27 protein-coding genes are annotated in these 25366 nt (G+C 72.9%); 14 read left to right on the top strand and 13 right to left on the bottom strand.

Annotated elements, in window-relative coordinates; all coding sequences use genetic code 11:
• Positions 1-76: 76 nt before the first annotated feature.
• Positions 77-1078 carry an aldo/keto reductase gene (locus ACQPYN_RS03395; protein WP_433033456.1) on the top strand — a complete coding sequence of 334 codons (1002 nt, stop codon included), beginning with the start codon at positions 77-79 and terminating at the stop codon, positions 1076-1078.
• A 43-nt stretch (positions 1079-1121) separates the two neighbouring features.
• Here ACQPYN_RS03395 and ACQPYN_RS03390 read toward each other — a convergent pair whose 3' ends face one another.
• Together ACQPYN_RS03390 and ACQPYN_RS03385 are read right to left on the bottom strand one after the other, a co-directional pair.
• Positions 1122-1841 carry an alpha/beta hydrolase gene (locus ACQPYN_RS03390; RefSeq protein WP_433038694.1) on the bottom strand — a complete coding sequence of 240 codons (720 nt, stop codon included), beginning with the start codon at positions 1839-1841 and terminating at the stop codon, positions 1122-1124.
• Between the two features lie 427 nt (positions 1842-2268).
• Entirely contained in the window at positions 2269-2547 is a 279-nt protein-coding gene (locus tag ACQPYN_RS03385) for a DUF3253 domain-containing protein (protein WP_433033453.1), read from the bottom strand.
• Between the two features lie 83 nt (positions 2548-2630).
• Between ACQPYN_RS03385 and ACQPYN_RS03380 the strand changes: the two genes are divergently transcribed.
• Complete coding sequence (locus ACQPYN_RS03380) at positions 2631-3065, top strand: SRPBCC family protein (protein WP_433033450.1); 435 nt, start codon at positions 2631-2633, stop codon at positions 3063-3065.
• Between the two features lie 16 nt (positions 3066-3081).
• Here the strand turns inward: ACQPYN_RS03380 and ACQPYN_RS03375 are convergent, their stop codons facing one another.
• Both ACQPYN_RS03375 and ACQPYN_RS03370 read right to left on the bottom strand, forming a co-directional pair.
• Positions 3082-4278: a CaiB/BaiF CoA transferase family protein gene (locus ACQPYN_RS03375; protein WP_433033447.1), complete on the bottom strand. Its 1197-nt coding sequence runs from the start codon at positions 4276-4278 to the stop codon at positions 3082-3084.
• Entirely contained in the window at positions 4275-4769 is a 495-nt protein-coding gene (locus ACQPYN_RS03370; RefSeq protein ID WP_433033444.1) for a flavin reductase family protein, read from the bottom strand. The genes ACQPYN_RS03375 and ACQPYN_RS03370 overlap by 4 nt, the downstream gene beginning before the upstream one ends.
• A gap of 230 nt (positions 4770-4999) precedes the next feature.
• Here ACQPYN_RS03370 and ACQPYN_RS03365 point away from each other — a divergent pair, with 230 nt between their 5' ends.
• From ACQPYN_RS03365 to ACQPYN_RS03325, 9 genes are all read left to right on the top strand, one after another.
• A complete protein-coding gene (locus ACQPYN_RS03365; protein WP_433033441.1) occupies positions 5000-6190 on the top strand; it encodes an FAD-dependent monooxygenase in 1191 nt (396 codons plus the stop codon).
• Positions 6187-7056 carry a dioxygenase gene (locus ACQPYN_RS03360; protein ID WP_433033438.1) on the top strand — a complete coding sequence of 290 codons (870 nt, stop codon included), beginning with the start codon at positions 6187-6189 and terminating at the stop codon, positions 7054-7056. The genes ACQPYN_RS03365 and ACQPYN_RS03360 overlap by 4 nt, the downstream gene beginning before the upstream one ends.
• Positions 7057-7059: 3 nt before the next feature.
• Entirely contained in the window at positions 7060-7965 is a 906-nt protein-coding gene (locus ACQPYN_RS03355; protein WP_433033435.1) for a LysR family transcriptional regulator, read from the top strand.
• A 13-nt stretch (positions 7966-7978) separates the two neighbouring features.
• On the top strand, positions 7979-9079 hold the full coding sequence (locus ACQPYN_RS03350; RefSeq protein ID WP_433033432.1) for a mandelate racemase/muconate lactonizing enzyme family protein: 1101 nt from the start codon (positions 7979-7981) through the stop codon (positions 9077-9079).
• Positions 9080-9159: 80 nt separating this feature from the next.
• The gene (gene catC / locus ACQPYN_RS03345; RefSeq protein WP_274197436.1) at positions 9160-9441 is read left to right on the top strand and encodes a muconolactone Delta-isomerase; all 282 of its coding nucleotides are present in this window, start codon (positions 9160-9162) and stop codon (positions 9439-9441) included.
• A 52-nt stretch (positions 9442-9493) separates the two neighbouring features.
• Positions 9494-10258: a 3-oxoadipate enol-lactonase gene (gene pcaD / locus ACQPYN_RS03340; RefSeq protein WP_433033428.1), complete on the top strand. Its 765-nt coding sequence runs from the start codon at positions 9494-9496 to the stop codon at positions 10256-10258.
• Positions 10255-11064: a CoA transferase subunit A gene (locus tag ACQPYN_RS03335; protein WP_433033425.1), complete on the top strand. Its 810-nt coding sequence runs from the start codon at positions 10255-10257 to the stop codon at positions 11062-11064. The genes pcaD and ACQPYN_RS03335 overlap by 4 nt, the downstream gene beginning before the upstream one ends.
• The gene (locus ACQPYN_RS03330; protein ID WP_433033422.1) at positions 11061-11723 is read left to right on the top strand and encodes a CoA transferase subunit B; all 663 of its coding nucleotides are present in this window, start codon (positions 11061-11063) and stop codon (positions 11721-11723) included. The genes ACQPYN_RS03335 and ACQPYN_RS03330 overlap by 4 nt, the downstream gene beginning before the upstream one ends.
• 186 nt (positions 11724-11909) lie before the next feature.
• The gene (locus ACQPYN_RS03325; RefSeq protein ID WP_433033419.1) at positions 11910-12356 is read left to right on the top strand and encodes a PAS domain-containing protein; all 447 of its coding nucleotides are present in this window, start codon (positions 11910-11912) and stop codon (positions 12354-12356) included.
• Here ACQPYN_RS03325 and ACQPYN_RS03320 read toward each other — a convergent pair.
• Positions 12353-14356 (bottom strand): acetoacetate--CoA ligase, encoded by a 2004-nt coding sequence (locus ACQPYN_RS03320; protein ID WP_433033416.1) that lies wholly within the window; start codon positions 14354-14356, stop codon positions 12353-12355. The two genes, ACQPYN_RS03325 and ACQPYN_RS03320, sit on opposite strands and share 4 nt — an antisense overlap.
• Positions 14357-14372: 16 nt before the next feature.
• The gene (locus ACQPYN_RS03315) at positions 14373-15020 is read right to left on the bottom strand and encodes a class I SAM-dependent DNA methyltransferase (protein WP_433033414.1); all 648 of its coding nucleotides are present in this window, start codon (positions 15018-15020) and stop codon (positions 14373-14375) included.
• Between the two features lie 184 nt (positions 15021-15204).
• Here ACQPYN_RS03315 and ACQPYN_RS03310 point away from each other — a divergent pair, with 184 nt between their 5' ends.
• Together ACQPYN_RS03310 and ACQPYN_RS03305 are read left to right on the top strand one after the other, a co-directional pair.
• On the top strand, positions 15205-16308 hold the full coding sequence (locus tag ACQPYN_RS03310; protein ID WP_433033411.1) for an MFS transporter: 1104 nt from the start codon (positions 15205-15207) through the stop codon (positions 16306-16308).
• A 75-nt stretch (positions 16309-16383) separates the two neighbouring features.
• A complete protein-coding gene (locus ACQPYN_RS03305; RefSeq protein WP_433033408.1) occupies positions 16384-16812 on the top strand; it encodes a CBS domain-containing protein in 429 nt (142 codons plus the stop codon).
• Here the strand turns inward: ACQPYN_RS03305 and ACQPYN_RS03300 are convergent.
• Positions 16797-17996: a glycosyltransferase gene (locus tag ACQPYN_RS03300; protein WP_433033405.1), complete on the bottom strand. Its 1200-nt coding sequence runs from the start codon at positions 17994-17996 to the stop codon at positions 16797-16799. The genes ACQPYN_RS03305 and ACQPYN_RS03300 overlap by 16 nt on opposite strands.
• 51 nt (positions 17997-18047) lie before the next feature.
• On the opposite strand from ACQPYN_RS03300, the gene ACQPYN_RS03295 reads away from it, so the two are divergent.
• Positions 18048-19016: an aldo/keto reductase gene (locus tag ACQPYN_RS03295; RefSeq protein WP_433033402.1), complete on the top strand. Its 969-nt coding sequence runs from the start codon at positions 18048-18050 to the stop codon at positions 19014-19016.
• Between the two features lie 86 nt (positions 19017-19102).
• Here the strand turns inward: ACQPYN_RS03295 and ACQPYN_RS03290 are convergent, their stop codons facing one another.
• The 6 genes from ACQPYN_RS03290 to ACQPYN_RS03265 all read right to left on the bottom strand — a co-directional run bounded on the left by ACQPYN_RS03290 (position 19103) and on the right by ACQPYN_RS03265 (position 25154).
• Complete coding sequence (locus ACQPYN_RS03290; protein WP_433033399.1) at positions 19103-20308, bottom strand: macrolide family glycosyltransferase; 1206 nt, start codon at positions 20306-20308, stop codon at positions 19103-19105.
• A 206-nt stretch (positions 20309-20514) separates the two neighbouring features.
• A complete protein-coding gene (locus tag ACQPYN_RS03285; RefSeq protein WP_433033396.1) occupies positions 20515-20811 on the bottom strand; it encodes a Dabb family protein in 297 nt (98 codons plus the stop codon).
• A gap of 21 nt (positions 20812-20832) precedes the next feature.
• Positions 20833-21924 carry an ABC transporter ATP-binding protein gene (locus tag ACQPYN_RS03280; protein ID WP_433033393.1) on the bottom strand — a complete coding sequence of 364 codons (1092 nt, stop codon included), beginning with the start codon at positions 21922-21924 and terminating at the stop codon, positions 20833-20835.
• Between the two features lie 25 nt (positions 21925-21949).
• Positions 21950-22831 carry a carbohydrate ABC transporter permease gene (locus ACQPYN_RS03275; protein ID WP_433033390.1) on the bottom strand — a complete coding sequence of 294 codons (882 nt, stop codon included), beginning with the start codon at positions 22829-22831 and terminating at the stop codon, positions 21950-21952.
• Positions 22831-23778 (bottom strand): carbohydrate ABC transporter permease, encoded by a 948-nt coding sequence (locus ACQPYN_RS03270; protein WP_433033387.1) that lies wholly within the window; start codon positions 23776-23778, stop codon positions 22831-22833. Before ACQPYN_RS03270 ends, ACQPYN_RS03275 begins: the two co-directional genes overlap by 1 nt.
• The gene (locus ACQPYN_RS03265) at positions 23775-25154 is read right to left on the bottom strand and encodes an ABC transporter substrate-binding protein (RefSeq protein WP_433033384.1); all 1380 of its coding nucleotides are present in this window, start codon (positions 25152-25154) and stop codon (positions 23775-23777) included. The genes ACQPYN_RS03270 and ACQPYN_RS03265 overlap by 4 nt, the downstream gene beginning before the upstream one ends.
• Positions 25155-25366: the final 212 nt, after the last annotated feature.

The following is a 25366-nucleotide window of genomic DNA, read 5'->3' as shown; positions in this document are numbered from 1 at the left end:
GCCACCCGGAGCGCGTCCGGTGGGCCATCGTCACCGCACACGTTCAGGGCACCGTCACCCGGGGCAGCCAGCGCCCATGGAGCAACGCACTCTCGGCAGCCAGGGCCTGCGCGTGTCCGCGCTGGGCCTGGGCTGCATGGGCATGACCTTCGCCTACGGCGGCCAGGACGACACCGAGTCGCGCGCGACGATCGAGCGCGCGCTCGAGCTGGGCGTCACCTTCCTCGACACCGCCGACATGTACGGCCCGCACACCAACGAGGAGCTCCTCGGGTCCGTGCTCGCCGGACTGAGCTCCCAGCGCGACGAGGTCACCCTCGCCACCAAGTTCGGCAACGAGATCGGCGCCGACGGCAAGGGCACCGGGCGGGTCAACGGTCGTCCCGACTACCTGCGCGGCCAGATCGACGGCTCGCTGCGACGCCTCGGCACCGACCACGTCGACCTCTACTACCAGCACCGCGTCGACCCCGACGTCCCGATCGAGGAGACCTGGGGCGCGCTCGGCGAGCTCGTCGACGCCGGCAAGGTGCGCTACCTCGGCATCTCCGAGGCCGCGCCGGAGACCATCCGCCGCGCCCACGCCACCGCCCCGATCAGTGCCGTGCAGACCGAGTACTCCCTGTTCACCCGCGACGTCGAGGACGACGGCGTCCTCGCGACGTGCCGCGAGCTGGGCATCGGCTTCGTGCCCTACAGCCCGATCGGCCGCGGCTTCCTGTCCGGCACGATCCGCTCGACCGACGACCTCCCCGAGGGCGACTGGCGCCGCAACTCGCCCCGCTTCCAGGGCGAGGCGCTGCAGGCGAACCTGCGGGTGCTCGACGAGGTCAACGCGCTCGCCGAGCGCAAGGGGGTCTCGCCGACCCAGCTCGCGCTCGCGTGGGTGCTCGCGCAGGGCGACGACGTCGTCCCGATCCCCGGCACCAAGCGCCGCCGCTACCTCGAGGAGAACGCGGGCGCGGTCGACGTCCACCTGTCCGCCGAGGACCTCGGGGCCATCGAGGAGGTCGCCCCGGTGGGCGTCGCGTCCGGCGAGCGCTACCCCGCCGCCGCGATGACGATGCTGCGCCGCTGACCTGTCCGTGAGCACTTTCCGCCCTCATCGGGGCGGAAAGTGCTCACAGCGAGTCGGCCATGCGCTCCCGCGTCGTCAGCGCCAGACCCGCGCGCAGGGCGGAGGCGGCGTCGAGGACGGCGTCGCGGGCGGCCGGGACGATGCCCGCGAACCCCGCGTAGCCGTGCACGAGGCCCGGGAAGCGGCGGGCCACCACGGGCACGCCCGCCGCGCGCAGCGCCCCGGCGAGCTCCTCGCCCTCGTCGCGCAACGGGTCGAAGCCGGCCGTCGCGACGTAGCAGGGCGGCATGATGCCGAGGTCGTCCACCTCGAGCAGCCCGGTGGGGCGGATCGGCTCGATCCCGTCGGGCAGGTAGTAGCGCTCGAACACCTCGATGTCGACGGTCCGCAGCCCGAACCCCTCGGCGAAGGTCTCCCGCGAGCCGCCCTGCCGTCCCGCGTCGGTGACCGGGTAGAGCGCGAGCACGAACGACGCCGTCTCGAGGTCGCGGCGGGCGAGCTGGTGCGCCGCGGTCAGCGCGAGGTTCGCGCCGGCCGAGTCGCCGCCGACGGCGACGGTCGTCGCGCGGAACTCGTCGCGGTGGGTCAGGACGTGGTGCAGCGCGGACGCCGCGTCGGCCAGACCCGCCGGGAACGGGTGCTCGAGGGCGAGCCGGTACTCGACCGACAGCACCCGCACGCCCGCCTGGTGGGCCAGCGCCCGGCACAGCGGCGCGCTCGAGGCGATGCTGCCCAGCGCGAACCCGCCGCCGTGGAAGTGCACGAGCAGGCCCCCGGGGCGTCGCCCACCTCGGCCGGCTCGTAGAGGCACGCCGACAGGGCGCCCGGCACGTCCCGGCCGGGGCCCGCGGGGACGGGGACGGTGGTCGGGCGGGCCGCCACCCCGGACGTCGTGGCCACGGACAAGGCCGCCGCCTCGTCGGTCGCGCGGCGCTGGTCGACCAGCGACGGCTCCTCGCCGCGGGCGAGCAGGCCGAGCAGGCGCAGCACGACCTGCACGTCGAGGTCGAGGGTCTGACCGTCGCGCGTGATCTCGGGGCCGGCCAGTCGCCTCTTGAGGGGACGGGGGAGCGCGAGGAGGGCGGCCAGGACGCGCCGCAGCACACGGAAGACCACGGCGAGATCCTAGGGGCGGGCGACGATCACGGCTGGCCCGTCGCCCGAGATGGGGGATTTCCTGACGTTGGGTCTCAGCCTGGTCCCCATGCTGACGCACCGCCGCCCGCCCGACGCAACCTCACCGGCCCCCGGGCCGTGGCGGGGTCGACGACGGTGCCGCGCTGGGTCATCTCGACCGTCCCGTCGTCGACGAGCCGGGCGGCGGCGGCGCGGGCGTCGGGCATCAGGTCGCGCCACGACTCCGGGTCGACGCGCCGGGCGGCCTCCGACGGGCAGATGGTCGCGCCGTCGGTCCGCTGGTCGAGCAGTCCCACGATCGCGTCGGCGAGAGCCCGCTCGGTGTCAGCCACGCCACCGGATACCCACCCGCACGCGCGGGTACCGGGCAGTGGACGCGCGATGGCACCCCTGCTCCGTCGCCGGAGGGAGTGTCGTGAGCGCACCGGTGACGAGGACCGTGGAGATCGCCGCGCCCGTGCCCCGGGTGATCGAGGTGATCTCCGATCTGGAGAACACCGATCGCTGGGCCAACGAGGCGAAGCAGGCGAAGGTCCAGGAGCAGGACGAGCAGGGCAGGCCCACCCGGATCGCGGTGACCCTCGGCGCCCTGACCTTCACGACGACGGCCACCTACACCGTGGCCTACACCGACTCGTCGGTGACGCTGACCTGCGTCGACGCGAAGCTGATCCGCGAGAGCACGATCGCCTACACCGCGACCGACGCCGGCGACGGGAACACCCACCTCGAGATGGCCTCGACGATGGAGGTCACCGTCAAGGGCGTGCCGCGCTGGGGCCTGGAGCGCGCAATGGGCTCGAGTGCCGAGAAGAACCTCCAGTCGATCAAGAAGGACGCGGAGGGCTAGTCGGGCCGCAGGCCCCTCAGATCGTCTTCTCGTCGGCCAGCGCCGCGATCTCGTCCCCCGAGAGCCCGAGCTCGCCGAAGACCTCGGCGTTGTGGTGCCCGGGCACCGGCGGGCCGGCCCAGCGCACCGCGCCCGGGGTGGCCGAGAACGTCGGGACGACGCCCGGCCCCAGCACGTCCTCGTCGAACCGCTCGTCGTGGTGCTCGACGAGCATCCCGCGCGCCCGGAACTGCGGGTCGGCGACGACCTCGGCCGCGGTGTTGATCGGCCCGCAGATGACCCCGGCCTCGTCGAGCACGCGCCGCACCTCGTCGGCGGGCAGCGAGGAGACCCAGGCGCCGACGATCTCGTCGAGCTCGTCCTGGTGCACGCCGCGGGCGCGGTGGTCGGCGTAGCGGGGGTCGTCGGCGAGCTCCGGGCGCCCCATCGCCCCGCAGAGCCGGCGGAACACCGTGTCCTGGTTGGCCGCGACCACGAGCCACAGCCCGTCACCGGTCTTGTAGACGTTCGACGGCGCGATCCCGTCGAGCCGCGTGCCGCCGGGCTGGCGGACGCGCCCGAGCTTGTCGTACTCCGGGATCACCGACTCGAGCACCGACAGGCACGCCTCGGTGAGCGCGACGTCGACGACCTGGCCCTCGCCGGTGACCGACTTGCGGTGCAGCGCGGCGAGCACGCCCTGGACGGCGACCATCCCCGCCAGCGAGTCGCCCAGCGAGATCGCCATCCGCGGCGGCGCCTCCCCCGGGTAGCCGTTGATGTACCGCAGGCCCGAGAGCGCCTCGGCCACCGACGCGTAGCCGGCCTTGTCCGCGTACGGTCCGGTCTGCCCGTAGCCCGACACCCGCGCGAGCACCAGGCCCGGGTTCACCGCGGACAGCCGGTCCCAGCCGAGGTTCCAGCGCTCGAGCGTGCCGGGACGGAAGTTCTCGACGACGACGTCGGCGCCCTCGACGAGGCGCAGGAAGAGCCCCTGCCCCCGCTCGGCGCGCAGGTCGAGGGTGATGCAGCGCTTGTTGCGGGCGTGGACGGTCCACCACAGCCGATGGCCCCGGTAGGACTCCTGGCCCCAGTCGCGCATGGGGTCCTGGCCACCCGGCGGCTCGATCTTGACGACGTCGGCGCCGTAGTCGGCGAGCAGCCGCCCCGCGAACGGGCCGGCGACGATCGTGCCGAGCTCGAGGACCCGGACGTCGTCGAGGGGTCCGCTCACCCGCCCGCCCCGGCGGGGCTGGTGCGGGCGTAGCCGCCGCGGTGGAACACCAGCGGCGGGCTCCCCGGCGCGCCGAGATCGTGCACCGCGCCGACGACGATGAGGTGGTCGCCGCCGTCGTGCACGGCGTGCAGGGTGCAGTCGATCCACGCGGTCGCCCCACCGAGGATCGGCGACCCCAGACCCGAGTAGCTCCACTCGACGCCGGCGAACTTGTCGCCGCCCGAGACCGCGAAGGTCGTCGAGAGCTCCTCCTGCTCCTCCGAGAGCACGTTGACCACGAACCGGCCCGTCGCCTCGATCTTCGGCCAGCTCGACGAGGAGCGGCCCGGCAGCACGAGCACCAGCGGCGGCTCGAGCGAGAGCGAGGAGAACGACTGACACGTGAAGCCTGCCGGCCCGTCCGGGGTCGTGCCGGTGACGATGGTGACGCCGCTGGGGAAATGCCCCAGCACCTGGCGCATCGTCGAGGAGTCCGTGCCCTCGCTCATGTCCTGCCCTCCCGATCGCTGCCGCTGCGGACGACGCCGCCGACGGTATTGCTCCCGCGAGCACGCGGCACATCGTCCGTGGCGTCGCTCTCTCCGCGCCGCCGGTCGGCCGGCGACCGATTGAGACGCACTGCAGCTCAATCGATCTATATTTGCCCCTTTCTCGTCCAGGATGGCTCGTGTCACTCTCGACAGCAGACGTTCGGAGCGGAGCGGAGGTGAAGCACGAGATGACCCGTGTCGTCGTCGCCGGAGCCGGGATCGGCGGTCTCACCCTCGGCATCGCGCTGGCCCGTGCCGGGGTGGAGGTCGACCTCTACGAGCAGGCCGACGAGCTGCGCGAGGTCGGTGCGGCCGTCGCGCTGTCGGCCAACGGCACCCGTGAGCTCTCTCGTCTCGGCGTCGGGGAGGCCCTCGACTCGGTCTCCACCCAGCCCACCGAGCTGATCTACCGCGACGGCCGCAGCGGCGCGCGGATCGCCGCGCACCCGGGTGCCGGCGCCTACCGCGAACGCTTCGGCGCGCCCTACTGGGGCGTGCACCGCGTCGACCTGCAGCAGACGCTCGCCGGCGCGTTCACGGCGGCGGCGGGCGAGGAGCGCCTGCACCTCGGGCGGGCCGTCGCGGCCGTCGACGCCGAGGCCGGCACCCTGACCCTCGCCGACGGCTCCCAGGTCACGGGCGATGTCGTCGTCGGCGCCGACGGCGTGCACTCCACGGTGCGCGACGCCGTCGCCGGACCCGGCTCGGGGCCCGTCTACTCGGGCACCAGCGCCTTCCGCGGCCTCGTGCCCGTCGACGCGCTGCCGAGCCTGCCCGACCCGCACGCGATCCAGTTCTGGGCCGGGCCGGAGGCGCACCTCCTGCACTACGCGCTGGGCCGCGACGACGACACCGTCAACTTCTTCGCCGTGCTCTGCGGCCCGGTGACCTGGGAGGGCGGCAACCGTCCGGCCGCCGAGAACGAGCTGCTCGACGGCTTCGCCGGCTGGCACCCCGCGGTGCGCGAGATGCTCGCCGCGGTGCCGCAGAGCCCCCGCTGGCCGCTGCTCTCCCAACCGCCGCTGACGCGCTGGACGCGCGGACGGACGGTCCTCATCGGCGACGCCGTCCACGCGATGCTGCCCCACCACGGGCAGGGCGCGAACCAGTCGATCGAGGACGCGGTGACGCTGGCCCGGCTGCTCGTGCACCGCGATCCCGCCGACGCCCTGGCCGCCTATCCGCGGCTCCGGCGGGCCCGGACGCGCGCGGTCGCCGCGAGCGCCTGGGAGACCGGCACCCTGCTCCACCTCGCCGACGACCACCCGCGCATCGCCGAGCGCGACAAGCGCTTCGCCGGCTACGCGACCGACAACGCCTGGGTCCACGACCACGACGTCGCCGACCCGTCCACCACCACCCTGAAGAGGACGCGATGACCGCCACTTCCGACCAGTCCGTCTCCGATGCCGTCACCGCCGGCGCCCACGCCACCGAGATCGCCCGCTCCGGCGCGTCGAACCTGCGCGGCGCCGCCGGCGGTGGCGCCGACCCCGCCCGCGTGTCCGCCGTGGTCGGCGCCGCCCTCGAGGGCATCCGTGCCGCGATCCGCGATCACAAGGTCACCTACGAGGAGTTCGACGCCTTCAAGCAGTGGCTGATCGCGGTCTCCGACACCGGCGAGTGGCCGCTGTTCCTCGACGTCTACCTGGAGTTCGAGGTCGAGAAGGTCGCCGCGGCCACCCAGCAGGGCTCGATCGGCACCATCCTCGGCCCGTTCTGGCTCGACGGGCAGGCCCAGCTCGACTCGCCCGCCACACTGCCGATGCGCGACGACGAGCCCGGCACCCCGATGATCCTTGCCGGGCAGGTCACCGCCACCGACGGCACGCCCCTGGCCGGCGCGAAGGTCGACATCTGGCACACCGACTCCGAGGGCTGGTACTCCGGCTTCGCGGCGAAGCCGCCGGCCGGGAACCTGCGCGGCGTCGTGCACTGCGACGACCAGGGCCGCTTCGAGATCCACACCCGCAAGCCTGCGCCGTACACGATCCCCCTCGACGGGCCCACGGGGCAGATGACCCAGGCCGCCGGCTGGAGCCCGTGGCGCCCCGCCCACATCCACCTGCTCGTCACGGCGCCCGGGCACCGCACCCTGACCAGCCAGCTCTTCTTCACCGGCGACCCCTACCTGGGCCACGACGTCGCCTCGGCCGACAAGCCCGAGCTCACCCTCGACCCGCAGCCCACCGGCACGGGTGACGAGGTCCGCTCCGACCGCGACTTCGTGCTGGAGCCGGAGTAGTCGATGGAGACGCGCCAGCTGCGCTACTTCGTCGCGGTCGCCGAGACCCGGCACTTCGGGCGGGCGGCCGAGGCGCTGCGCATCGCCCAGTCGCCGCTGTCGCAGGCGATCCGGCAGCTGGAGTCGCAGCTCGGCGCGCCGCTGTTCGAGCGCACGACCCGGCGGGTGGACCTCACCGCCGCCGGCGAGGCCCTGCTGCCCGAGGCGGTGCGCATCCTCGCCTCGCTCGACGCGGCGCGCGACCAGGTGGGCCGCGTCGCGGCGGGGGCCCTCGGGCGGCTGCGCGTCGGGGCGACGGGCCTCGCGACCTACCGGCACGTCCCCGAGCTGGTCCGGCGGCTGACCGCCGAGCTGCCCGGCCTCGCGCTGACGTTCACCACCGACATGCTCACCCCGGGCCTGGAGACGGCCCTGGCGGAGCACCGCATCGACCTCGCGGTCCTGCGCCCACCGGTGTCCGACCCCGGGCTCGACCACCACCTGCTCGCCCGCGAGCACCTGGTGCTGGCCGTCCCGTCGGGGCACCGCCTGGCGTCCGGCCTCATGAGCGGGCCCCGTCTCGCCGACCTCGCCGACGACGACTTCGTCGTCTACGCGCCGCCCGGTTCCGTGGTGGGCGAGGCGGCCGCGCGGGCCTGCCGGGCCGCGGGGTTCACCCCCCGACGCACCCACGAGGCCGACCAGACCTCGATCGTGCTCGCGCTCGTCGCCGCCGGCGTGGGCGTGGCCCTGCTCCCGTCGTCGGTGCTCGCCGTCGCCGTCGAGGGCGTGCGGTACGTCGAGCTCGAGGACCCCGACCCCGTGACCACCGACGTCGCCCTCGCCTGGCGGCGCGACGACCCGCAGCCCGCCCTCGCCCGGGCCCTCGCCGTCCTGTGCGGCACCGGGCTCCGACAGGAGACAGCGTGAGGATCCACGCCCCATGAAGATCACCAGTGTCGAGGCGATCCCCCTCGCCATCCCCTACCGGCGTCCCTTCGCCTTCGCCAGCGGCAGGGTCACCGCGGCCGACCACGTCCTCGTGCGGATCACCACCGACGACGGGTTCGTCGGGCACGGCGAGGCGCCGCCGCGGCCCTACACCTACGGCGAGACCGCGGCGTCGATCGTCGCCGCGGTGCGCGACCTGTTCAGCCCCGTCCTCGTCGGTGCCGATCCGTTCGCCCGCGAGCGCCTCCGCGCCGACCTCGCCCGCACCGTCGCCAACAACGCCGCCCGCGGCGCGATCGACGTCGCGCTCTGGGACCTCGTCGGCCAGGCGTGCGGCCAGCCCGTGCACGTGCTGCTCGGGCACGCCGCCGACGACGTCCGCGTCGCGCACATGATCGGGCTGGGGACGCCTGCGGAGATGGTCGCCGACGCCCTCGAGATGAGCGACGAGTACGGCGTCGACGCGTTCAAGGTCAAGGTCGGCCGGGACCTCGGCCACGACCTCGTCGCGGTGCGGGAGCTGCGCCGCGAGCTCGGCGACGCGGTGGAGCTCTACGCCGACGCGAACCGGGGCTGGGACGCCGACACCGCGGTCGTGGCCGCCCGCCGGCTCGACGACCTCGGGGTGACCATGCTCGAGGAGCCCAACCCCGCCGACGACGTCCTCGGCCGACGCCGGATCGTGCGCGAGAGCCCGATCCCGATCGTCGGCGACGAGTCGACGATCACCCTGGGCGCCGTCGCCCGCTCGCTGCTCGACGGCGACTCCCAGTCGATCAGCGTCAAGGTCGCGCGCACGGGGTTCACCGACTCCGCCAAGATCGTGGGGCTGTGCGAGGGCCTCGGCGTCACCACGATGATCGGCAACCAGATCGACGGCATGCTCGGCAGCGTCGCCTCCACGGCGCTCGGCTGCGGCCTGCGGGCCCTCGCCCGCCACCCGGTCGAGGTCACGAACCACCTGCTCATGACCGACGACGTCCTCGCCGAGCCGCCGGTGATCGCCGACGGCCGCGCGTCGGCCCGCCAGGCGCCGGGCCTGGGCGTCACCATCGACCCCGACAAGCTCGCCCACTACCGCGTCGACCGCTAGACACCTCGCGGTGCAAGCCCTGCGGCTTCGCTGGCACTCAGCGCCGGGAAATCCGCATCCTCGATCCCTCGGAGAACACTGTGCAGTTCCTCGTCCGCATGGAGGTCCGCCTCCCCCACGACATGCCCGCCGAGGTCGCCGACGACCTCCGCGCCCGGGAGAAGGCCCGCGCCCACGAGATCCAGCGCTCCGGCAAGTGGCCCGAGCTGTGGCGGGTCGTCGGGCGCTACGCGAACGTCAGCCGCTTCGACGTCGAGTCCGGCGACGAGCTCCACCAGCTCCTCTCGAGCCTGCCGCTCTTCCCGTACATGGACGTGGAGGTGACGGCGCTGACCGTCCACCCGTCGAAGCTGGAGTCCTGATGAGCGGAAGCGGGCGGTTCACCGACCACGGCCACCGGGCACGGTGGGGGACGTGAAGCTGCACCACGTCCTCGAGGGTCCCGACGACGGTCCGCCGCTGGTCCTGCTCTGCTCGCTCGGCAGCACGGTCGAGATGTGGGCACCCCAGCGCCGCGAGCTGGCCGACGAGTACCGGGTGATCACGCTCGACACCCGCGGCCACGGCGGCTCGCCGGTGCCCGACGGCCCGTACCGCGTCGAGGACCTCGCCCGCGACGTCCTCGAGACCCTCGACGACCTGGGCGTCGAGCGCGCCGCGTTCGCCGGCGTCTCCCTGGGCGGGGCGATCGCCCAGTGGATCGGGCGCTACGCCCCGGACCGCGCGAGCACCCTCGCCCTGCTCTGCACGTCCGCCCGCTTCGGCGATCCCGAGCCCTGGGTCGAGCGCGCCGCCACGGTGCGCGACGGCGGGACGCAGGCCGTCGCCGACGCCGTCGTCGCGCGCTGGTTCACCGACGACTTCGCGCAGGCACAGCCCGACACCGTCGCCCGCATGCGCGACCTCATCGCGTCCACCCCGGCCGAGGGCTACGCCGGGTGCTGCGAGGCGATCTCCGTGTGGGACGTCGTCGACGAGCTCGGCGCCATCGCCGTCCCGACGCTCGTGATCAGTGGCGTCGACGACCCGGCCACACCGCCGGAGCACCAGCAGCTGCTCGCCGACGGCATCCCCGGCGCGCGCCTCGAGTCCGTCACCGGCGCGGCGCACCTGGCGTCGTTCCAGCGCCCCGAGATCGTGACGCCGCTACTGCGCGAGCACGCGAAGGGAGCACGATGACGATCGACAAGACGGTGGCCTCGGCCGACGAGGCCGTCGCCGACGTGCACGACGGCGCCTCGCTGGCGGTCGGCGGGTTCGGCCTGTCCGGGGTGCCGATCGTGCTCATCGACGCGCTGTCGCGGACCTCGGTGGGCGACCTGCACGTCGCGTCGAACAACTGCGGCACCGACGGCTGGGGCCTGGGCATCCTGCTCGAGCAGCACCGGATCGGGCGGGTCGTGGCGTCCTACATCGGCGAGAACAAGGAGTTCGGCCGCCAGTACCTGGCCGGCGAGCTGGAGGTCGAGCTGACCCCGCAGGGCACGCTGGCCGAACGCCTGCGCGCCGCCGGATCGGGCGTGCCGGCGTTCTACACGCCCGCCGGGGTCGGCACCTGGGTCGCCGACGGGGCGATGCCCTGGCGCTACGCCGCCGACGGGTCGGTGGCGGTGTCGTCGCCGCCGAAGGAGGTCCGCGAGTTCGAGGTGCGCCAGGAGGACGGGACGACTCAGAGGACCCCCTTCGTCCTCGAACGCTCGCTGGTCTGCGACTTCGGCCTGGTGCGCGCGGCGAAGGGCGACCGGCACGGCAACCTCGTCTTCCACCGCTCCGCGCGCAACTTCAACCCGCTCGCGGCGATGGCCGGGCGCACGACGATCGCCGAGGTCGAGGAGCTCGTCGAGCCCGGCGAGATCGACCCCGACGACGTCCACGTGCCCGGCATCTTCGTCCACCGCGTCGTGGAGCTGACCGCCGAGCAGGTCGCCAACAAGCACATCGAGAAGCGCACGCTGCGTTCGACCTCTGGGAAGGAGACCACGTGAGCCTCACCCGCGAGCAGATGGCCGCCCGCGCGGCGCGCGAGCTCACCCACGGCGCCTACGTCAACCTCGGCATCGGGCTGCCCACCCTCATCCCCAACTACATGCCCGACGACGTCGACGTCTTCCTGCACTCGGAGAACGGGCTGCTCGGCGTGGGCCCGTACCCGACCGAGGACGAGGTCGACCCCGACCTCATCAACGCGGGCAAGGAGACGGTCACCGTCGCCCCCGGCGGCTCGTTCTTCGACTCCGCGCTGTCGTTCGGGATGATCCGCGGCGGCAAGGTCGACATCGCGGTCCTCGGGGCCATGCAGGTCGCGGTCAACGGCGACATCGCCAACTGGGCCGTGCCCGGCGCGATGGTCAAGGGCATGGGCGGCGCGATGGACCTCGTCCACGGCGCCCGCCGGGTGCTCGTGGTGATGGAGCACGTCACCAAGAAGGGCGCACCCAAGCTCGTCGAGACCTGCGCGCTGCCCCTGACCGGCCGCGGCGTCGTCTCGCGCGTCATCACCGACCTCGCCGTCGTCGACATCACGCCGAACGGCTTCGTCCTGCGCGAGCTCGCCCCGGGCGTCAGCACCGACGAGGTCCGCGAGCAGACGGGCGCGCCCCTGGCCGACGCCGACGACCTCGCGGAGATGCCCGTCCCGGCCTGAGGCCGGTTGATTCGATCTCGTCCGCGGTGGAGAGTCGCACCCAGCACGAGGGTCCGATCCCGTCGCCCGGCCCCTGCGACGGCACCGCGGCCCTGTCCCGAGCCGCGGACGTATCCGCACGAGGGTGCCGATGACGCCACCACGTCCCCGATCCCGCCCCACCCCGGTCGCCCGGCAGGTGATCCCGTGATCACCAGCCGCGACCTGGCCGCGATTCCCCGGGACACCGCCGGCACGCTGGTCGACCCGGTCTGCGCCGACCGGCCCGTCGAGACCGCGCTGCTCGACGGCGACGGGGTCGTCGTCTGGGTCGACGACGCGTGGATCGCGTTCTGCCGGGCCAACGGCGGGGACCCGGCGCGCGCCGGGATCGGGTGCTCCTACCTGGCGCTGTGCGACGCCGCGGCGTCCACCGACCGGCACAGCGCCACGGTCGCCTCGGCGATCCGCGCCGCGCTGCGCGGCGACCTCCCCGCCCCGGCCCGCATCGAGGTCCCGTGCGACTCGCCGACGCACCCGCGTGTCTTCGACGTCCTGGTCTCCTCGCGCCGGGACGACCGGGGGCGCGTGCTCGGCGCGACCGTCACCCTGTCGGAGATCGACCCGGCCGACATGGGAGGGGGCCCCGCCTAGTCCCGGGCCCGCGCCACCACGTCCTCCAGCGCCTCGGGGTTGCGCAGGGCGTCCTTGCTGACGGCCTTCTCGGGGGCGGTGCCGGCGAGGATGCGCTTCACCGGCACCTCCGACTTCTTGCCGTTGAGCGTGCGCGGGATGTCGTCGACCACCAGGAAGCGATCGGGGACGTGACGCGGCGAGAGCTGGCTGCGCAGGGCCTTCTTGAGCTGCGGGGCGATGTCGTCGAACGCCACGCCCTCGCCGAGCACCAGGAAGCACAGCAGCTCGCCGCCCTCGCGGGCGCCCTCGACGCCGGAGGTGTCGATGACCAGCGAGTCGACCACCTCGTCGAACGACTCGACGACCTCGTAGAACTCCGCGGTGCCCATCCGGACGCCGCCGCGGTTGAGCGTCGAGTCGCTGCGCCCGCGGATGATCAGGGAGCCCCGGGGCGTGATCTGGACCCAGTCACCGTGGCGCCAGATGCCGGGGAAGTCCTCGAAGTACGACTCCCGCATCCGGCTGCCGTCGGGGTCGTTCCACAGCATCACCGGCATCGACGGCGTGGGCCGGGTGATGACGAGCTCGCCGACCTCGTCGATCACCGGCCGGCCGGTGGGATCGAACGCCTCGACGGAGGCCCCGAGCGCGCGGCAGGAGATCTCACCCCGCCAGACGGGGACGGTCGGGGCCACGCCGACGAACGCCGCGCAGACATCGGTGCCGCCGGAGACCGACGCGATCTGGAGCTGCTCGCCCACCGCGTCCTGCAGCCAGTCGAAGCCCTCCGGCGACAGCGGCGAACCGGTGGAGCCGACCGAGCGGATCGCGGAGAGGTCGAACGCGTCGCGCGGACGCAGGCCGGCCTTGAGGCACGACTGCACGAACGACGCGGACGTCCCGAACAGCGTGACGCCCTCGTCGGCGGCCATCCGCCAGAGCACGTCGAGGTCGGGGTGGCCCGGGCTCCCGTCGAAGGCGACGACGGTGGCGCCGACCAGCAGCCCCGAGATCAGCAGGTTCCACATCATCCAGCCGGTGGTGGTGAACCAGAAGAACCGGTCACCGGGGCCGAGGTCGTGCTGCAGGGCCAGCGACGCGAGGTGCTGGACGACGATGCCGCCGTGCGAGTGCACGATCCCCTTCGGCAGCCCCGTCGTGCCCGACGAGTAGAGGATCCACAGCGGGTGGTCGAACGGCACCGGGTCGAACACGAGCTCGGCGTCGGCATGGTCGGTGAACGACGCCCAGCCGACGACGTCGTCCCCGTCGGAGGACCAGTCGGCCCACGCGCCCTCGGTGACGTAGTCGATCCCGACCGTCGCGCGCAGCGTCGGGAGCTGCTCGCGCAGCTCGGCGACCGTCGTGCGGATGTCGTAGGACTTGCCGTTGTAGAGGTAGCCGTCGACGACGACGAGCACGGACGGCTCGATCTGGGCGAAGCGGTCCACCACGGCGCGGGCGCCGAAGTCGGGCGAGCACGACGACCACGTCGCCCCCAGCGAGGCGGCGCCGAGGAAGGCGACGAGGGTCTCGACGGTGTTCGGGGCGAGGGCGACGACCCGGTCGCCGCGCCCGACCCCGAGCGCCTCGAGCCCGGCCCGGGCGCGGGCGACGTCGGCGCGCAGCTCGCCGTAGGTGCGCTGCTCGCGCCGGCCGTCCTCGCGGACCGCGACGATCGCGAGGTCGTCGTCGGCACCGCCCTCGGCGGGGTGCAGCGCGTGCTCGGCGTAGTTGAGGGTGCTGCCCGGGAACCAGCTCGCTCCCGGCATGTCCTCGGAGGCGAGGACCTCGCTCGGGGCCTCGTGGAACCGCACGCCGAGGTGGTCGACGACCGTGCCCCAGAACGCGCGGAGGTCGGTCGTGGACCACCGCCACAGGTCCTCGTAGCCCTCGACGGTGACCCCGTGCTCCTGCGCGGCGCGCTCCGCGAACGCGGTGATCCGCGCGTTCCGTACCGTCTCCTCGTCCGGCTGCCAGAGGATCTCGGGTTCCGTGCTGTCGGAGGGGGCGCTCATGGCCACCGTTCTATCCTCAGCGCGCGGTGAGCACCAGCATCCGGGCCTCGACACCGACCCCGGAGCGGTAGGGCGTCACGTCGGCCGACACCAGCTCCGCGACGCCCGCGTCGACGAGCCGGTCGGTCTCCGCGCGGTAGCCGCCGGACTCCCAGACGTCGTCGAGCACCGTCGCGACGACCGACCCGCCCGGACGGGTCAGACGGACGAACTCGGCGAGGGCCTCGGGGCCGACGTGGCCGTGGGTGAGGGTTCCGACGCAGACGACGGCGTCGTAGGCGTCGGCGGGGGTGGGCAGCGGTCGGGTGAGGTCGGCGGGCTCGAGGGAGCGGTAGGCGCCGGTGGCCCGGGCCCGCTCGAGCATCCCCGGCGAGACGTCCACACCGTCGATGACGCCGACGCCCCGCTGCGCCAGCGCCGCCCCGACCAGGCCCGTCCCGCACCCGGCGTCGAGCACGGTGACGCCGGTGCCGGCGACGCGGACCAGCGTCTCGGCGGCGAGCTCCGGGGCGACGTAGCCCTGGGCGTGGTCGGCGAGGTCGGCGTCGTACTCCGCGGCCCACTCGTCGTAGAACTCCCGGGCGTCGTCCGGCCCGCGCAGGCCGTAGGCGCGCTTGAGGTACGGGTTGCCGCCGGTCGGCGTCGTGGGCTCGTCGGACGTCATGCGCGCGAGTCTCCTACGTGAGCGAAATTCCCGGCTATAGCCGGGAATTTCGCTCACGGACGGAGCTAAGGTCCTGACCATGCAGAACCGCTTCCGCCGACGCTGACACCCGGCCCCGCCTCGGACGCGGGTCCCCCGCGGGTTCGGCGCACGGGTCGTCGCCGTCGAGGCGCTCGGCCAGTTCGTGCCGCTCTACCCGCTCTACGCGCTGCTCTTCGCCGACCACGGTCTCTCCGACGCCGCGATCTCGGCGCTGTTCGCGCTGTGGTCGGTGACGACGCTGGTCCTCGAGGTGCCCTCGGGCGCCTGGGCCGACGTGACCTCCCGGCGCCGGATGCTGGCCGCGTCCGGAGCCCTCGCCGCGGCCGCTTTCGCCCTGTGGGTGCTCTTTCCGGGCACGTGGGTGTTCGCGCTGGGCTTCGTGCTCTGGGGCGTCGGCACCGCGCTGGGCTCCGGGACGCTCGAGGCTCTGACCTACGACGCGCTCGCCGGCTGGGACGCCGCCGACCGCTACGCCACGCTCATGGGCCGCGCACGCTCGGGCTACCTCGCGAGCACCCTCGTCGCCACCGCACTCGCCGCGCCGCTGGTGGAGGTCGGCGGCTACGTCCTGCCCGGTCTCGTCGGGGCCGCCGCCGCGCTCGCCGCCGGCCTCCTGGCGCTCACCCTGCCCGAGGAGCCGCGGGAACAGAGCGATCGGACGACGTCGCGCGACGCCCTCGCCGAGTGGTGGGCGACGCTGCGGGACGGGCTCGCCGACGTGTCCCGGACGGCGCTGCTGCGGCGCGCGGTGCTCGTCACGGCGCTGCTCACCGGGCTCATGGCGTTCGACGAGTACCTGCCGCTGCTCGCCGCCGACCGGGGTGCCTCGCCGGCGACGACCGCGCTCGCCCTCGTCGGGGTGGGCGTGGCGGAGACGCTCCTCGTCGCGCTCGCCGGCCGGGTCGCCCGTGCCCGCGGGCCCCTGCTCGGCGCGCTGCTGGCCCTCGCCGCGGTGGCGGTCGGCACGGGGGCGCTGTTGCCGCTCGGGCCCGGGTTCGCGGCGATCGCGCTCGGGTGGGGCGTGCTGCAGATGCTGCTGGTCGTGGTCGAGACCCGGGTGCAGGACGAGGTGACCGGAGACGCCCGCGCCACCGTCACCTCGGTCGCCGGACTGGGATCGGAGGGGGTGGCGCTCGGGGTGCTCGCGGTCGTCGGCACCGGGTCGGTCTGGGTCGGCCTGCCGGTGCTCGTGGCGGCGCTCGCCGCGCCGTTGCTGGGCGTGGCCGTGCTGCTCGCCCGGTCGTGACCGCCCGGGTCTGGCCGAACCCGGACGGTTCCTGCCATTCTCGGAACCGTCGCGAACCCGACGAAGGGACCGGCCATGCGCATCGCGGACCTCATCGCGCGCAAGGGATCAGCCGTGCTCACCGTGCCGCCCGACGCCCCGGTGTCGAACCTCCTGGAGGTGCTCGCAGAGCGCAACGTCGGCGCGGCGGTCGTCTGCGAGGGCGACCGACTGGCCGGGATCGTGTCCGAGCGCGACGTGGTGCGTCACCTGCACCACCGGGGCGCGAGCCTCCTGGACGCGCCGGTCTCCGAGATCATGACGACGGTCGTGGCCACCTGTCGCGCCGAGGACGACGTCCAGACCCTGAGCCGCACCATGACCGATCGGCGGATCCGCCACATCCCGGTCGTCGACGACCAGGAGAGGCTGACAGGGATCGTCAGCATCGGCGACGTCGTGAAGACCCGGATCGACCAGCTCGAGGAGCACCGCGACCAGCTCGAGGCCTACATCTCCGGCTGACCCCACGCCTCGACGGCCGCCGCGACGTCGGCGGGGGACGGCATCGCGGCGATCTCGGACGCGAGCGCCCGAGCCGACGCACGGGCGGGGCCGTCTGCGATCAGCGCGGCCGCCGCGTCGGCGACGGCGCCCGACGAGTCGAGCGTGGCACCCGCGCCCACCTCGGTCACCGCGGCCGCGTTGAAGAACTGGTCGGCGCCCTGTGGGAGGAAGAGCTGCGGGATCCCGGCCGCCGCCGCGGCGAAGGTCGTGCCGCTACCGCCGTGGTGCACGACGAGCGCGGGCGGATGGTCCGACACCAGGAGCTCGGCCTGGGCGACGAACTGTTCGACGCGCACGCGGTCGCCGGCCACCCCTTCGAGCGCGGCGAGGTCGACCGATCCGGCGGCCACGAGAACGTCGACGCCGAGGCCGGCCAGGGCCGCCGAAGCCGTCCGCAGGACGTCCGGCGAGCCCATCGCGGTGCCGAGCGTGAGGTACACCCAGGGCCGGTCGGCTGCCGGGGGCGACGATCCGGGCACGGGCGGGTTCCACGCGGTCGGGCGCACGGGGAGCTCGAGCACCTCGTCGCCCCGGGAGGTGGCCTGGAGCGAGGGCGGGCAGATGTCGAGGTAGGTGTGTCCCAGCGGCGTTCCCTCGGAGAGGTCGAGCCCGAGCTCGGCGGCGAGGGTGAGCACCCGGTCGTGGATCCGGTGGTACATCGGCGCCTCGGGGGGCGGGCGCCGGCCGAAGCCGTGCAGCACGCACGGGATGCCGGCCGAGGCCGCCGCCAGGGCCGCGCCCGGATCGCCGATCTCCGCCACCACGAGGTCCGGACGTCGCGCCGCCAGCCAGGGCCCGAGGTCCGCGAGGACCCGCCGCGGCAGGATGTCGCCGAAGACCTCGCGCGCGAGCGCACGGACGGTCTCCTCCTCGGCCGGCCACCCCGTGATCCCGAGCCGCTCCCGCGCGACGCCGAACCCGTCGAACAGCCGTCCGCCCGCGGGCAGGGTCGCGAGCCCGGTCGTGGCGATGCCGTCGAGCACGTCCGTGCCGGCCGCGAAGGTGACCTCGTGCCCGGCGTCGCGCAGGGCCGTGGCGAGCGGGACCAGCGGGAAGGCGTGACCCGGCGCGCCGAGCGCCGCGACGAGGATGCGCACCGCGCCGAGCGTGCCCGATCGCGGGCCCGGCGTCAGGTGACCCACGATTCGTCCGTCGTTCAACCTCCCCGGGAGCGGGTACGCGACCGGATGGACATGACGAGACTGGGCAAGACCGAGCTGCAGGTGTCGCGGATCGCGTTCGGCACCTGGCAGGTCTCGGGCGAGTGGGGTTCCTACGACGCCGAGCAGGCGCAGCGCGCCATCCGCCACGCCCTCGACCTGGGCGTGAACTTCTTCGACACCGCCCAGGCCTACGGGTTCGGCGAGTCCGAGGAGGTCCTGGCCAACGCGCTGCGCGGCGAGCTGGACCGCGACCGGGACTCCGTGGTCATCGCGACCAAGGGCGGCATCAACCCGGGCACCGACCGGCCGCGGGACTCGCGCCGCGAGTGGCTGCGCTCGGGCGTCGAGTCCTCCCTGAAGGCAATGAAGATCGATCACATCGACCTCTACCAGGTGCACTGGCCCGACGAGCAGACACCGTTCGAGGACACCGCCGGGTACCTGCAGGAGCTGGTCGACGAAGGCAAGATCCGGCACGTCGGGGTGTCGAACTACGACGCCGACCAGATGGCCGCGTTCGACCGTCGTCGCCCGGTGGAGACCCTGCAGCCGCCGTACCACCTGTTCCGCCGGCACATCGAGGACGGCGTGCTCCCGTACGTGCGCGAGCACGACATCGGCACGCTCGTGTACTCGCCGCTGGGCTCGGGCCTGCTGACCGGCTCGATGGACGAGAACACGACGTTCGAGGAGTCCGACTGGCGCGCGCAGGCCTCGGCGTTCCAGGGCGAGAAGTTCCGGCAGAACCTCGAGGTCATCGAGCGGCTGAAGTCCTTCGCCGCCGACAAGGGCGTCGAGGTCTCGCAGCTCGCGATCGCCTGGGTGCTCGCCCAGGACGGTATCGACGTCGCCATCGTCGGCGCCCGGTCGGAGAAGAACATCGAGCGCTCGCTGGCCGCGGTCGACGTGCGGCTCTCGGCCGACGACCTCGCCGAGATCGAGAAGATCACCGCCGACGGCGTGCAGGTCACCGGCGCCGCTCCCGAGGGCGTCTCCTGACCGGAGCCTGATGTCAGCGGAGTGCCGTTGCGGACACTGGACGTCCGCGTTCTTCCGTCGATCACCGGCACTCCGCTGACACCGCCCTACCGCGCGAGCTCCGCCTCCACGATGTCGGCGGCGGCCGGGGCCCCGCCGCCACGGCGGATCACATCGCGCTGTTCGGCCAGGCGCGCGGCCACGTCGGGCGAGGACGTGAGCTCCAGCAGGGCCTCCCGGAGCCGGTCGGCGGTGATCTCCTCCGACGGGATCGTCCGCGCCACCCCGAGCCCCTCGAGCATCGCGGCGTTGCCGAACTGGTCGACCGCGCGCGGCACCGCGATCATCGGCACGCCCTGGAAGAGCCCCTCGGCGCACCCGCCCATGCCGGCGTGGGTGACGAACGCGCTCGCGCGCCCGAGCACCCCGAGCTGCGGCACCCACCGGTGCGCGGTGACGTTCGGCGGCAGCTCGCCCAGCGCCTCGAGGTCGAGGTGCGGACCGACCGCCAGCACCACCTCCCACGGCAGCGGGCCGAACGCCTCCGCGCAGGCCCGGAAGTCGTCGGGGTGGTCGTGGTACGCCGAGCCGAACGAGACGAGGACGAGCGGCCGCGTGGGTTCCGGCCACTGCTCCTGCGCCGCCCGCCGCGCGAGGTCGGGCCCGACGAAGGTGTAGATCGACTCGTCGACGCGGTCGGCGAACGGCTGCAACGCCCGGGGGATCTCGACGATCGAGCGGCGCGGTCGCCCGACGAGCTGCTCGGGGTCGTCGTCGATGCCGAACTCCGCGAGCCACGCCGAGAACCGTGCGAGGTAGGCCCGGTACCCCGGCGTTTCCCGGAACGCGAGGTCGTCGGCGAGGTCGGACTCGTACCCGTCCCACGCGACCATCGCCGGCGAGAGCTGCACGGCGGGGATGCCCCACCGTCGTCCGAGCACGATCGCGGGGTAGCCGCCGATGTCGTAGAGCGCGACGTCCGGGACGTCGTCACCCAGCGCCGCCTCGATCTGCGGCAGGGCGTGCACCGCCTCGTCGAGGAACAGTGCGGTGCCGTCGACGGGGTCGGTCGGCCACTGCTCGCCGGCGCCCTGGTCCGGCAGTACGGACGTGTGGACCAGCGGCGTCGCGCCCGTCGCGGCGACCATCTCGGCGAACGGGGCGGGGATCGCGTAGGTGACGCGGTGACCGCGTGCGACGAGCTCGGCGACGACGGGCAGGTGCGGATGGGTGTGGCCGTGCGCGCCGGCGCCGACCATCAGGACATGAACCATGGAGATCTCCAGGAACGGGAGGACGAGGGCACGAGGCATCACCGCCGGTCGTGGACCGGCGTGAGCCCGGGGGAGACGGCGCTCGTCAGCCGTAGATCTGCTGGATCACGGGGCGCACGTTAGAACGTCCGGCCGACACGGGTCGACCGATTTCCCGGCCGGCAGAGTCGACTGCGTGGCCCTCTCGGCGTGCTCCCCTTACTCGGACGTCCGTGCCTGCAGCGCCACGCCGCTGACACCTCGGATCAGTCGGGCAGCGCGAACTGGATCCGCTCGATCGACGACGAGATCGGCGCGACGAGCTCCCGGCGGATGCGGTTGTGCTCCGGGTCGGCGTCGTAGATCCGGTACGCCTCGTCGGAGACGAAGTCGGCCGTCAGCGCGAAGGACGCGTTGCCCTCGCGCAGCCCGCGGTCCTGGCCCCCGATCAGGCGGAACTCGACGCCCTCGACCGTCAGGTCCCGCAGGGCCTGGATCGCGGCCTCGACCTGCTCGGCCGGCACGCCCTCGCGGACCCGGCCCACCACCACGTTGCGGAGCATCCCCCGATGGTCCCCCGACGCTCAGTCCAGGCGCTCGCCGCTCTCGACGTCGAACACGTGCAGCGCCTCGGCGTTCGGACGCAGCGCGATCGGGTCGCCGAAGCGGGCCTTCACGCGGCCCGGGCCCCGGACCACGATCGTGGTGGCGGTGTCCTCGGCGAGGTGGGCGTAGAGGTAGGACTCGCTGCCGAGCTCCTCGACGACGTCGACGACCGCCTTGACCACCGAGCCCGCGTCCGCATCGGTGCTCTCCAGCACCCAGTCCTCGGGGCGGATGCCGACGGTCAGCTTGTCCCGGGAGCCGGCCGCGTCCGCGATCCCCCGGGTCAGCGGGATCTCGATGCCCCCGAGGCTGACCCCGCTCGACGAGCGCGGCAGCTCGAGCAGGTTCATCGCGGGGGAGCCGATGAACCCCGCGACGAAGGCGTTGGCCGGACGGTCGTAGAGCTCCGGGGGCGTCGCGTACTGCTGCAGCGTGCCGTCGGCGAGCACGGCGACCTTGTCGCCCATCGTCATCGCCTCGACCTGGTCGTGGGTGACGTAGACCGTCGACACCGCCAGGCGGTTCTGCATCTCGGCGATCTGGGCGCGGGTCTGCACGCGCATCTTCGCGTCGAGGTTGGACAGCGGCTCGTCCATGAGGAAGACCTGGGGTTCGCGGACGATCGCCCGGCCCATCGCGACGCGCTGGCGCTGGCCGCCGGAGAGCGCCTTCGGTTTCCGGTCGAGGTACTCGGTGAGCCCGAGCATCTCGGCGGCCTGGCGCACGCGCTGACCCCGCTCCTCCTTCTCCATCCCGCGCATCTTCAGCGGGAAGGCCATGTTCTCCGCGACCGTCTTCGACGGGTAGAGCGCGTAGTTCTGGAACACCATCGCGATGTCCCGGTCCTTCGGCTGGACGTCGACGACGTCGCGCCCGTCGATGCGCACCGAACCCGCGTCGATCGGCTCGAGTCCGGCCAGCATCCGCAGCGCCGTCGACTTCCCCGAGCCCGAGGGCCCCACCAGGACGACGAGGTCGCCGTCGGCGACGGTCAGGCTGAGCTTGTCGACCGCCGGCTTCGCGCCCGGGGTGTAGATGCGCGAGGCCTGGTCGAACACCACTTCGGCCATGTCTGAAGACTCCCCTACTCGACCGCTACTTGACCGCGCCGAACGACAGGCCCTGCACCAGCTTGTTCTGTGCCACCCAGCCCGCGAGAATCACCGGCAGCGCGGCCATGGTCGCTGCCGCGGAGAGCTGGGCCCAGTAGAGGCCCTCCGAGGTGATGAACCCGACCAGGAAGACCGGCATGGTGCCGGCGTTGGCCGCGGTGAGGTTGACCGCGAAGAAGAACTCGTTCCACGCGAAGATCACGCAGATCAGCGCCGTGGCGAAGATGCCCGGCGAGATGATCGGCAGCACGATCTCGCGCAGGGTGCGCCACAACGGGGCGCCGTCGATGCTGGCCTGCTCGAGCAGCTCGCCGGGGACCTCGAGGAAGAACGACCGCATCATCCACACCGCGATCGGCAGGTTCATCCCGGTGTAGAGGATGACCAGGGTCCAGATGTTGTCGAGCATGCCGATCTGGTTGACCACGACGTAGATCGGCACGATCACCGCGACGACCGGCAGCATCTTCGTGGAGATGAAGAAGAACAGGACGTCCTGGGTCTTCTTCACCGGGCGCAGCGACACCGCGAACGCGGCCGGGATCCCCAGCAGCAGCACGAACAGGGTGGAGAACACCGTGGCGATCACCGAGTTCAGCAGGTACGGGCCGACGCCGGCGGAGAAGACGCCCTCGTACTGCTCCAGCGTCGGCTCGAAGATGATCTTCGGTGTGGGCGTGTAGGCGTCGGTCTCCTGCTTGAAGGACGTCAGCACCATCCAGAAGACCGGGAAGAAGAACGCGATGCCCACGATCCAGGCGATCACGCCCAGCCAGACGTTGGCGGCGCTGCGCTTCTGACGACGGGGCTCGGGCGGCGCCGCGGGCTCCTGCATGTCGGGCGGGGTGCTCGTCGTGACCGCCATCAGGCCGCCTCCTGCTCGCCACTGAACGACTTGAAGATCAGTCGGAGCGCGAAGTTCGCCGCGATGAGGGTGAGGATCACCACGACCACGCCCATCGCCGCCGACTGCCCGATGTCGAAGCCCAGGAACGCGCGCTGGTAGATGTAGAAGGGCAGGTTCGCGCTGGCCACGCCCGGGCCGCCCTGGGTCATCATGTAGACCTGGTCGAAGATGTTGACCAGGTAGATCGTGCCGAGCACGACGCCGAGCTCGATGAACCGCCGCAGGTGCGGCAGCGTCAGCTCCCGGAACGTCGACCACGCGCTCGCACCGTCGACCCGGGCTGCCTCCAGCTGGTCGGTCGGCATGCTCTGCAGGCCCGCGAGCAGCAGCAGCATCATGAACGGCGTCCACTGCCAGATCAGCGCGGCCATCACCGAGGCCAGCGGATATTGGCTGATCCACTCGGTGCCCGAGACCCCGAACGGCGTCAGCACGAAGTTGATCAGGCCGAGCGTCGGGTCGAGCAGCACCGTCTTCCACAGCAGCGCCGCCGCGACCGGCGTGATGAGGAACGGTGTGATGAGCAGGGTGCGCACCACACCGCGGCCGACGAACTGCCGGTTGAGCAGTAGCGCGAGCAGCAGGCCGAGGACCACCGCGATCAGCACCGAGCCCAGCGTCATGATCACGGTGTTGAGCGCGACCGTCCGGAACTGGCTGTCGGTGAAGACGTCGCCGTAGTTCGAGAACCAGACGAACTCCTGCGACCCCGGCCGGACCAGGTTCCACGACTGCAGCGAGTAGTAGAGCGTCAGGATGAACGGGATCTGCGTGACGATGATCGTGAAGACCAGCGCCGGGAGCAGCGGGCCACGGCGCCGCCACCCCTCGGCGCGGTCGATCATCGCGGCGCCGCCGATGTTGGCCGGTGGTGCGGAACGTTCTTCTTCCACTGTGGCGGTCATCGCTGGTAGCTCTCCCCCACCGTCTCCGCGTAGTTCTGGGACTGTTCGAGCGCCTCGTCCACGGTGATCTGGCCGGCGATGGCCGCGCTGACCTGCTGGCTCACCCGGGTGCCGAGGTCCTGGAACTCGGGGATACGGACGAACTGCACGCCCTGGTAGGGCACCGGCTGCACGGTCGGCTGCTGCGGGTTCGCCCGCTGAAGGCCCTGCAGGATCAGCGGGCCGTAGGCACCCGACACCTGCTGGTACTGGGGGAGGTCGTAGGTCGACTGCCGGGAGCCCGGCGGCACCGAGGTCCACCCGATCTCGGGGTCGTTGCCGGCGCGCTCGATGTACTGCTTGTTCGTCATCCAGGACATGAACTTCCACGCCGCGTCCTTGCGCGGGGAGGTCTGCGGGATGGCGAGGGACCAGGAGTACAGCCACCCCGACGACGGCGTCGCGACGACCGGGGCGGGCGCGTACCCGATCTGTCCGGCGACCGTCGACTCCGCGGGGTCCTCGACGGTGCCGGCGGCCGACGTCGCGTCGTACCACATGGCGACCTGGCCCTGGCCGAACTGCGTCGCGCACTCGGAGAACCCGGCCTGCGACGCGCCCGGCTCGCCGTGCTGGCGGACGAGGTCGACGTAGAACTGCACGGCCTGGCGCACCTCCGGGGAGGTCAGCTGCGCCCGCCACTGCGGGTCGAACCAGCGGCCGCCGAAGGTGTTGATCACTGTGTCGAGCGGGGCCATGACCTCGCCCCAGCCCGGCTTGCCGCGCAGGCAGATCCCGCGTCGCTGGCCCTCGCCCTGGTCGAGCCGGGCCGCGAACTCGGCGACCTGCGGCCACGTCGGCTGCGCGGGCATCTGGATGCCGGCCTGCTGGAACAGGTCCTTGCGGTACATGAGAAAGGACGACTCGCCGTAGAACGGCACCGAGTACATCGAGCCCTGGAACGACAGCGAGTCGCGCACCGTCGGGATGAAGTCGGCGGCGTCGTAGCCGGGCGTGGCGTCGATGTAGGGCTGGAGGTTGGTCAGCCAGCCGTTCTGCGCCCACTGCGGGGTCTCGTAGTTCGAGATCATGACGATGTCGAACTCGCCGCCGCCGGTGGCCACCGACGCGGTGATCTTGGCGCGGGCCTCGTTCTCCGAGAGCGAGACGAAGCGCAGGCGGACCCCGGGGTTCTCCGCCTCGAACTGCGGCGAGAGCGAGATCGCGTCCTCCATCTGCGGGTTGGACACGATCGCGACGGTGACGGTCTCGACGCCCTCCTCGGCGCCGATCGCACCCGCGCCCGAGCAGCCGGCGACCAGCGCCAGGCTCGCCAGCAGCGCCCCGAGCACCGCCGGTCCCCTCCGGAGTCCCCGTCCTCGCGCCGCGCCGCGCATCCGCCGCCTCCCGCCCCGTCGCCGACCCCTGCGCCGCGGACCGTGACGTGGACCACTGGCGATCAGGTGACCGTAAAGGCACTCTCCGTCAGTAGCAAGCGCTTAACCGCGTCAGATTCAGGCAGGATCACCGTCGGGATCACACAGGAGCGGCGACGGGTCGTTCGGGGTACAACTCTCCGATGAACGGACGGCCCCCCGCGCACGCGGCG

Origin of the sequence: Actinomycetospora sp. CA-053990 (assembly GCF_050948445.1) — a bacterium.
Taxonomy (GTDB): domain Bacteria; phylum Actinomycetota; class Actinomycetes; order Mycobacteriales; family Pseudonocardiaceae; genus Actinomycetospora; species Actinomycetospora callitridis.
Note: the sequence above shows the minus strand (reverse complement) of the source record. Positions and strands in the feature narration are given on the sequence as shown.

Coding starts and splice junctions, on each gene's coding strand:
- ACQPYN_RS03365 (WP_433033441.1), top strand. CDS start 5,000: ATGACCCGTGTCGTCGTCGCCGGAGCCGGGATCGGCGGTCTCACCCTC.
- ACQPYN_RS03335 (WP_433033425.1), top strand. CDS start 10,255: ATGACGATCGACAAGACGGTGGCCTCGGCCGACGAGGCCGTCGCCGAC.
- ACQPYN_RS03295 (WP_433033402.1), top strand. CDS start 18,048: ATGACGAGACTGGGCAAGACCGAGCTGCAGGTGTCGCGGATCGCGTTC.
- ACQPYN_RS03320 (WP_433033416.1), bottom strand. CDS start 14,356: ATGAGCGCCCCCTCCGACAGCACGGAACCCGAGATCCTCTGGCAGCCG.
- ACQPYN_RS03395 (WP_433033456.1), top strand. CDS start 77: ATGGAGCAACGCACTCTCGGCAGCCAGGGCCTGCGCGTGTCCGCGCTG.
- ACQPYN_RS03275 (WP_433033390.1), bottom strand. CDS start 22,831: ATGGCGGTCACGACGAGCACCCCGCCCGACATGCAGGAGCCCGCGGCG.
- ACQPYN_RS03360 (WP_433033438.1), top strand. CDS start 6,187: ATGACCGCCACTTCCGACCAGTCCGTCTCCGATGCCGTCACCGCCGGC.
- ACQPYN_RS03285 (WP_433033396.1), bottom strand. CDS start 20,811: ATGCTCCGCAACGTGGTGGTGGGCCGGGTCCGCGAGGGCGTGCCGGCC.
- ACQPYN_RS03280 (WP_433033393.1), bottom strand. CDS start 21,924: ATGGCCGAAGTGGTGTTCGACCAGGCCTCGCGCATCTACACCCCGGGC.
- ACQPYN_RS03370 (WP_433033444.1), bottom strand. CDS start 4,769: ATGAGCGAGGGCACGGACTCCTCGACGATGCGCCAGGTGCTGGGGCAT.
- ACQPYN_RS03270 (WP_433033387.1), bottom strand. CDS start 23,778: ATGACCGCCACAGTGGAAGAAGAACGTTCCGCACCACCGGCCAACATC.
- ACQPYN_RS03315 (WP_433033414.1), bottom strand. CDS start 15,020: ATGACGTCCGACGAGCCCACGACGCCGACCGGCGGCAACCCGTACCTC.
- ACQPYN_RS03290 (WP_433033399.1), bottom strand. CDS start 20,308: ATGCCTCGTGCCCTCGTCCTCCCGTTCCTGGAGATCTCCATGGTTCAT.
- ACQPYN_RS03350 (WP_433033432.1), top strand. CDS start 7,979: ATGAAGATCACCAGTGTCGAGGCGATCCCCCTCGCCATCCCCTACCGG.
- ACQPYN_RS03355 (WP_433033435.1), top strand. CDS start 7,060: ATGGAGACGCGCCAGCTGCGCTACTTCGTCGCGGTCGCCGAGACCCGG.
- ACQPYN_RS03305 (WP_433033408.1), top strand. CDS start 16,384: ATGCGCATCGCGGACCTCATCGCGCGCAAGGGATCAGCCGTGCTCACC.
- ACQPYN_RS03265 (WP_433033384.1), bottom strand. CDS start 25,154: ATGCGCGGCGCGGCGCGAGGACGGGGACTCCGGAGGGGACCGGCGGTG.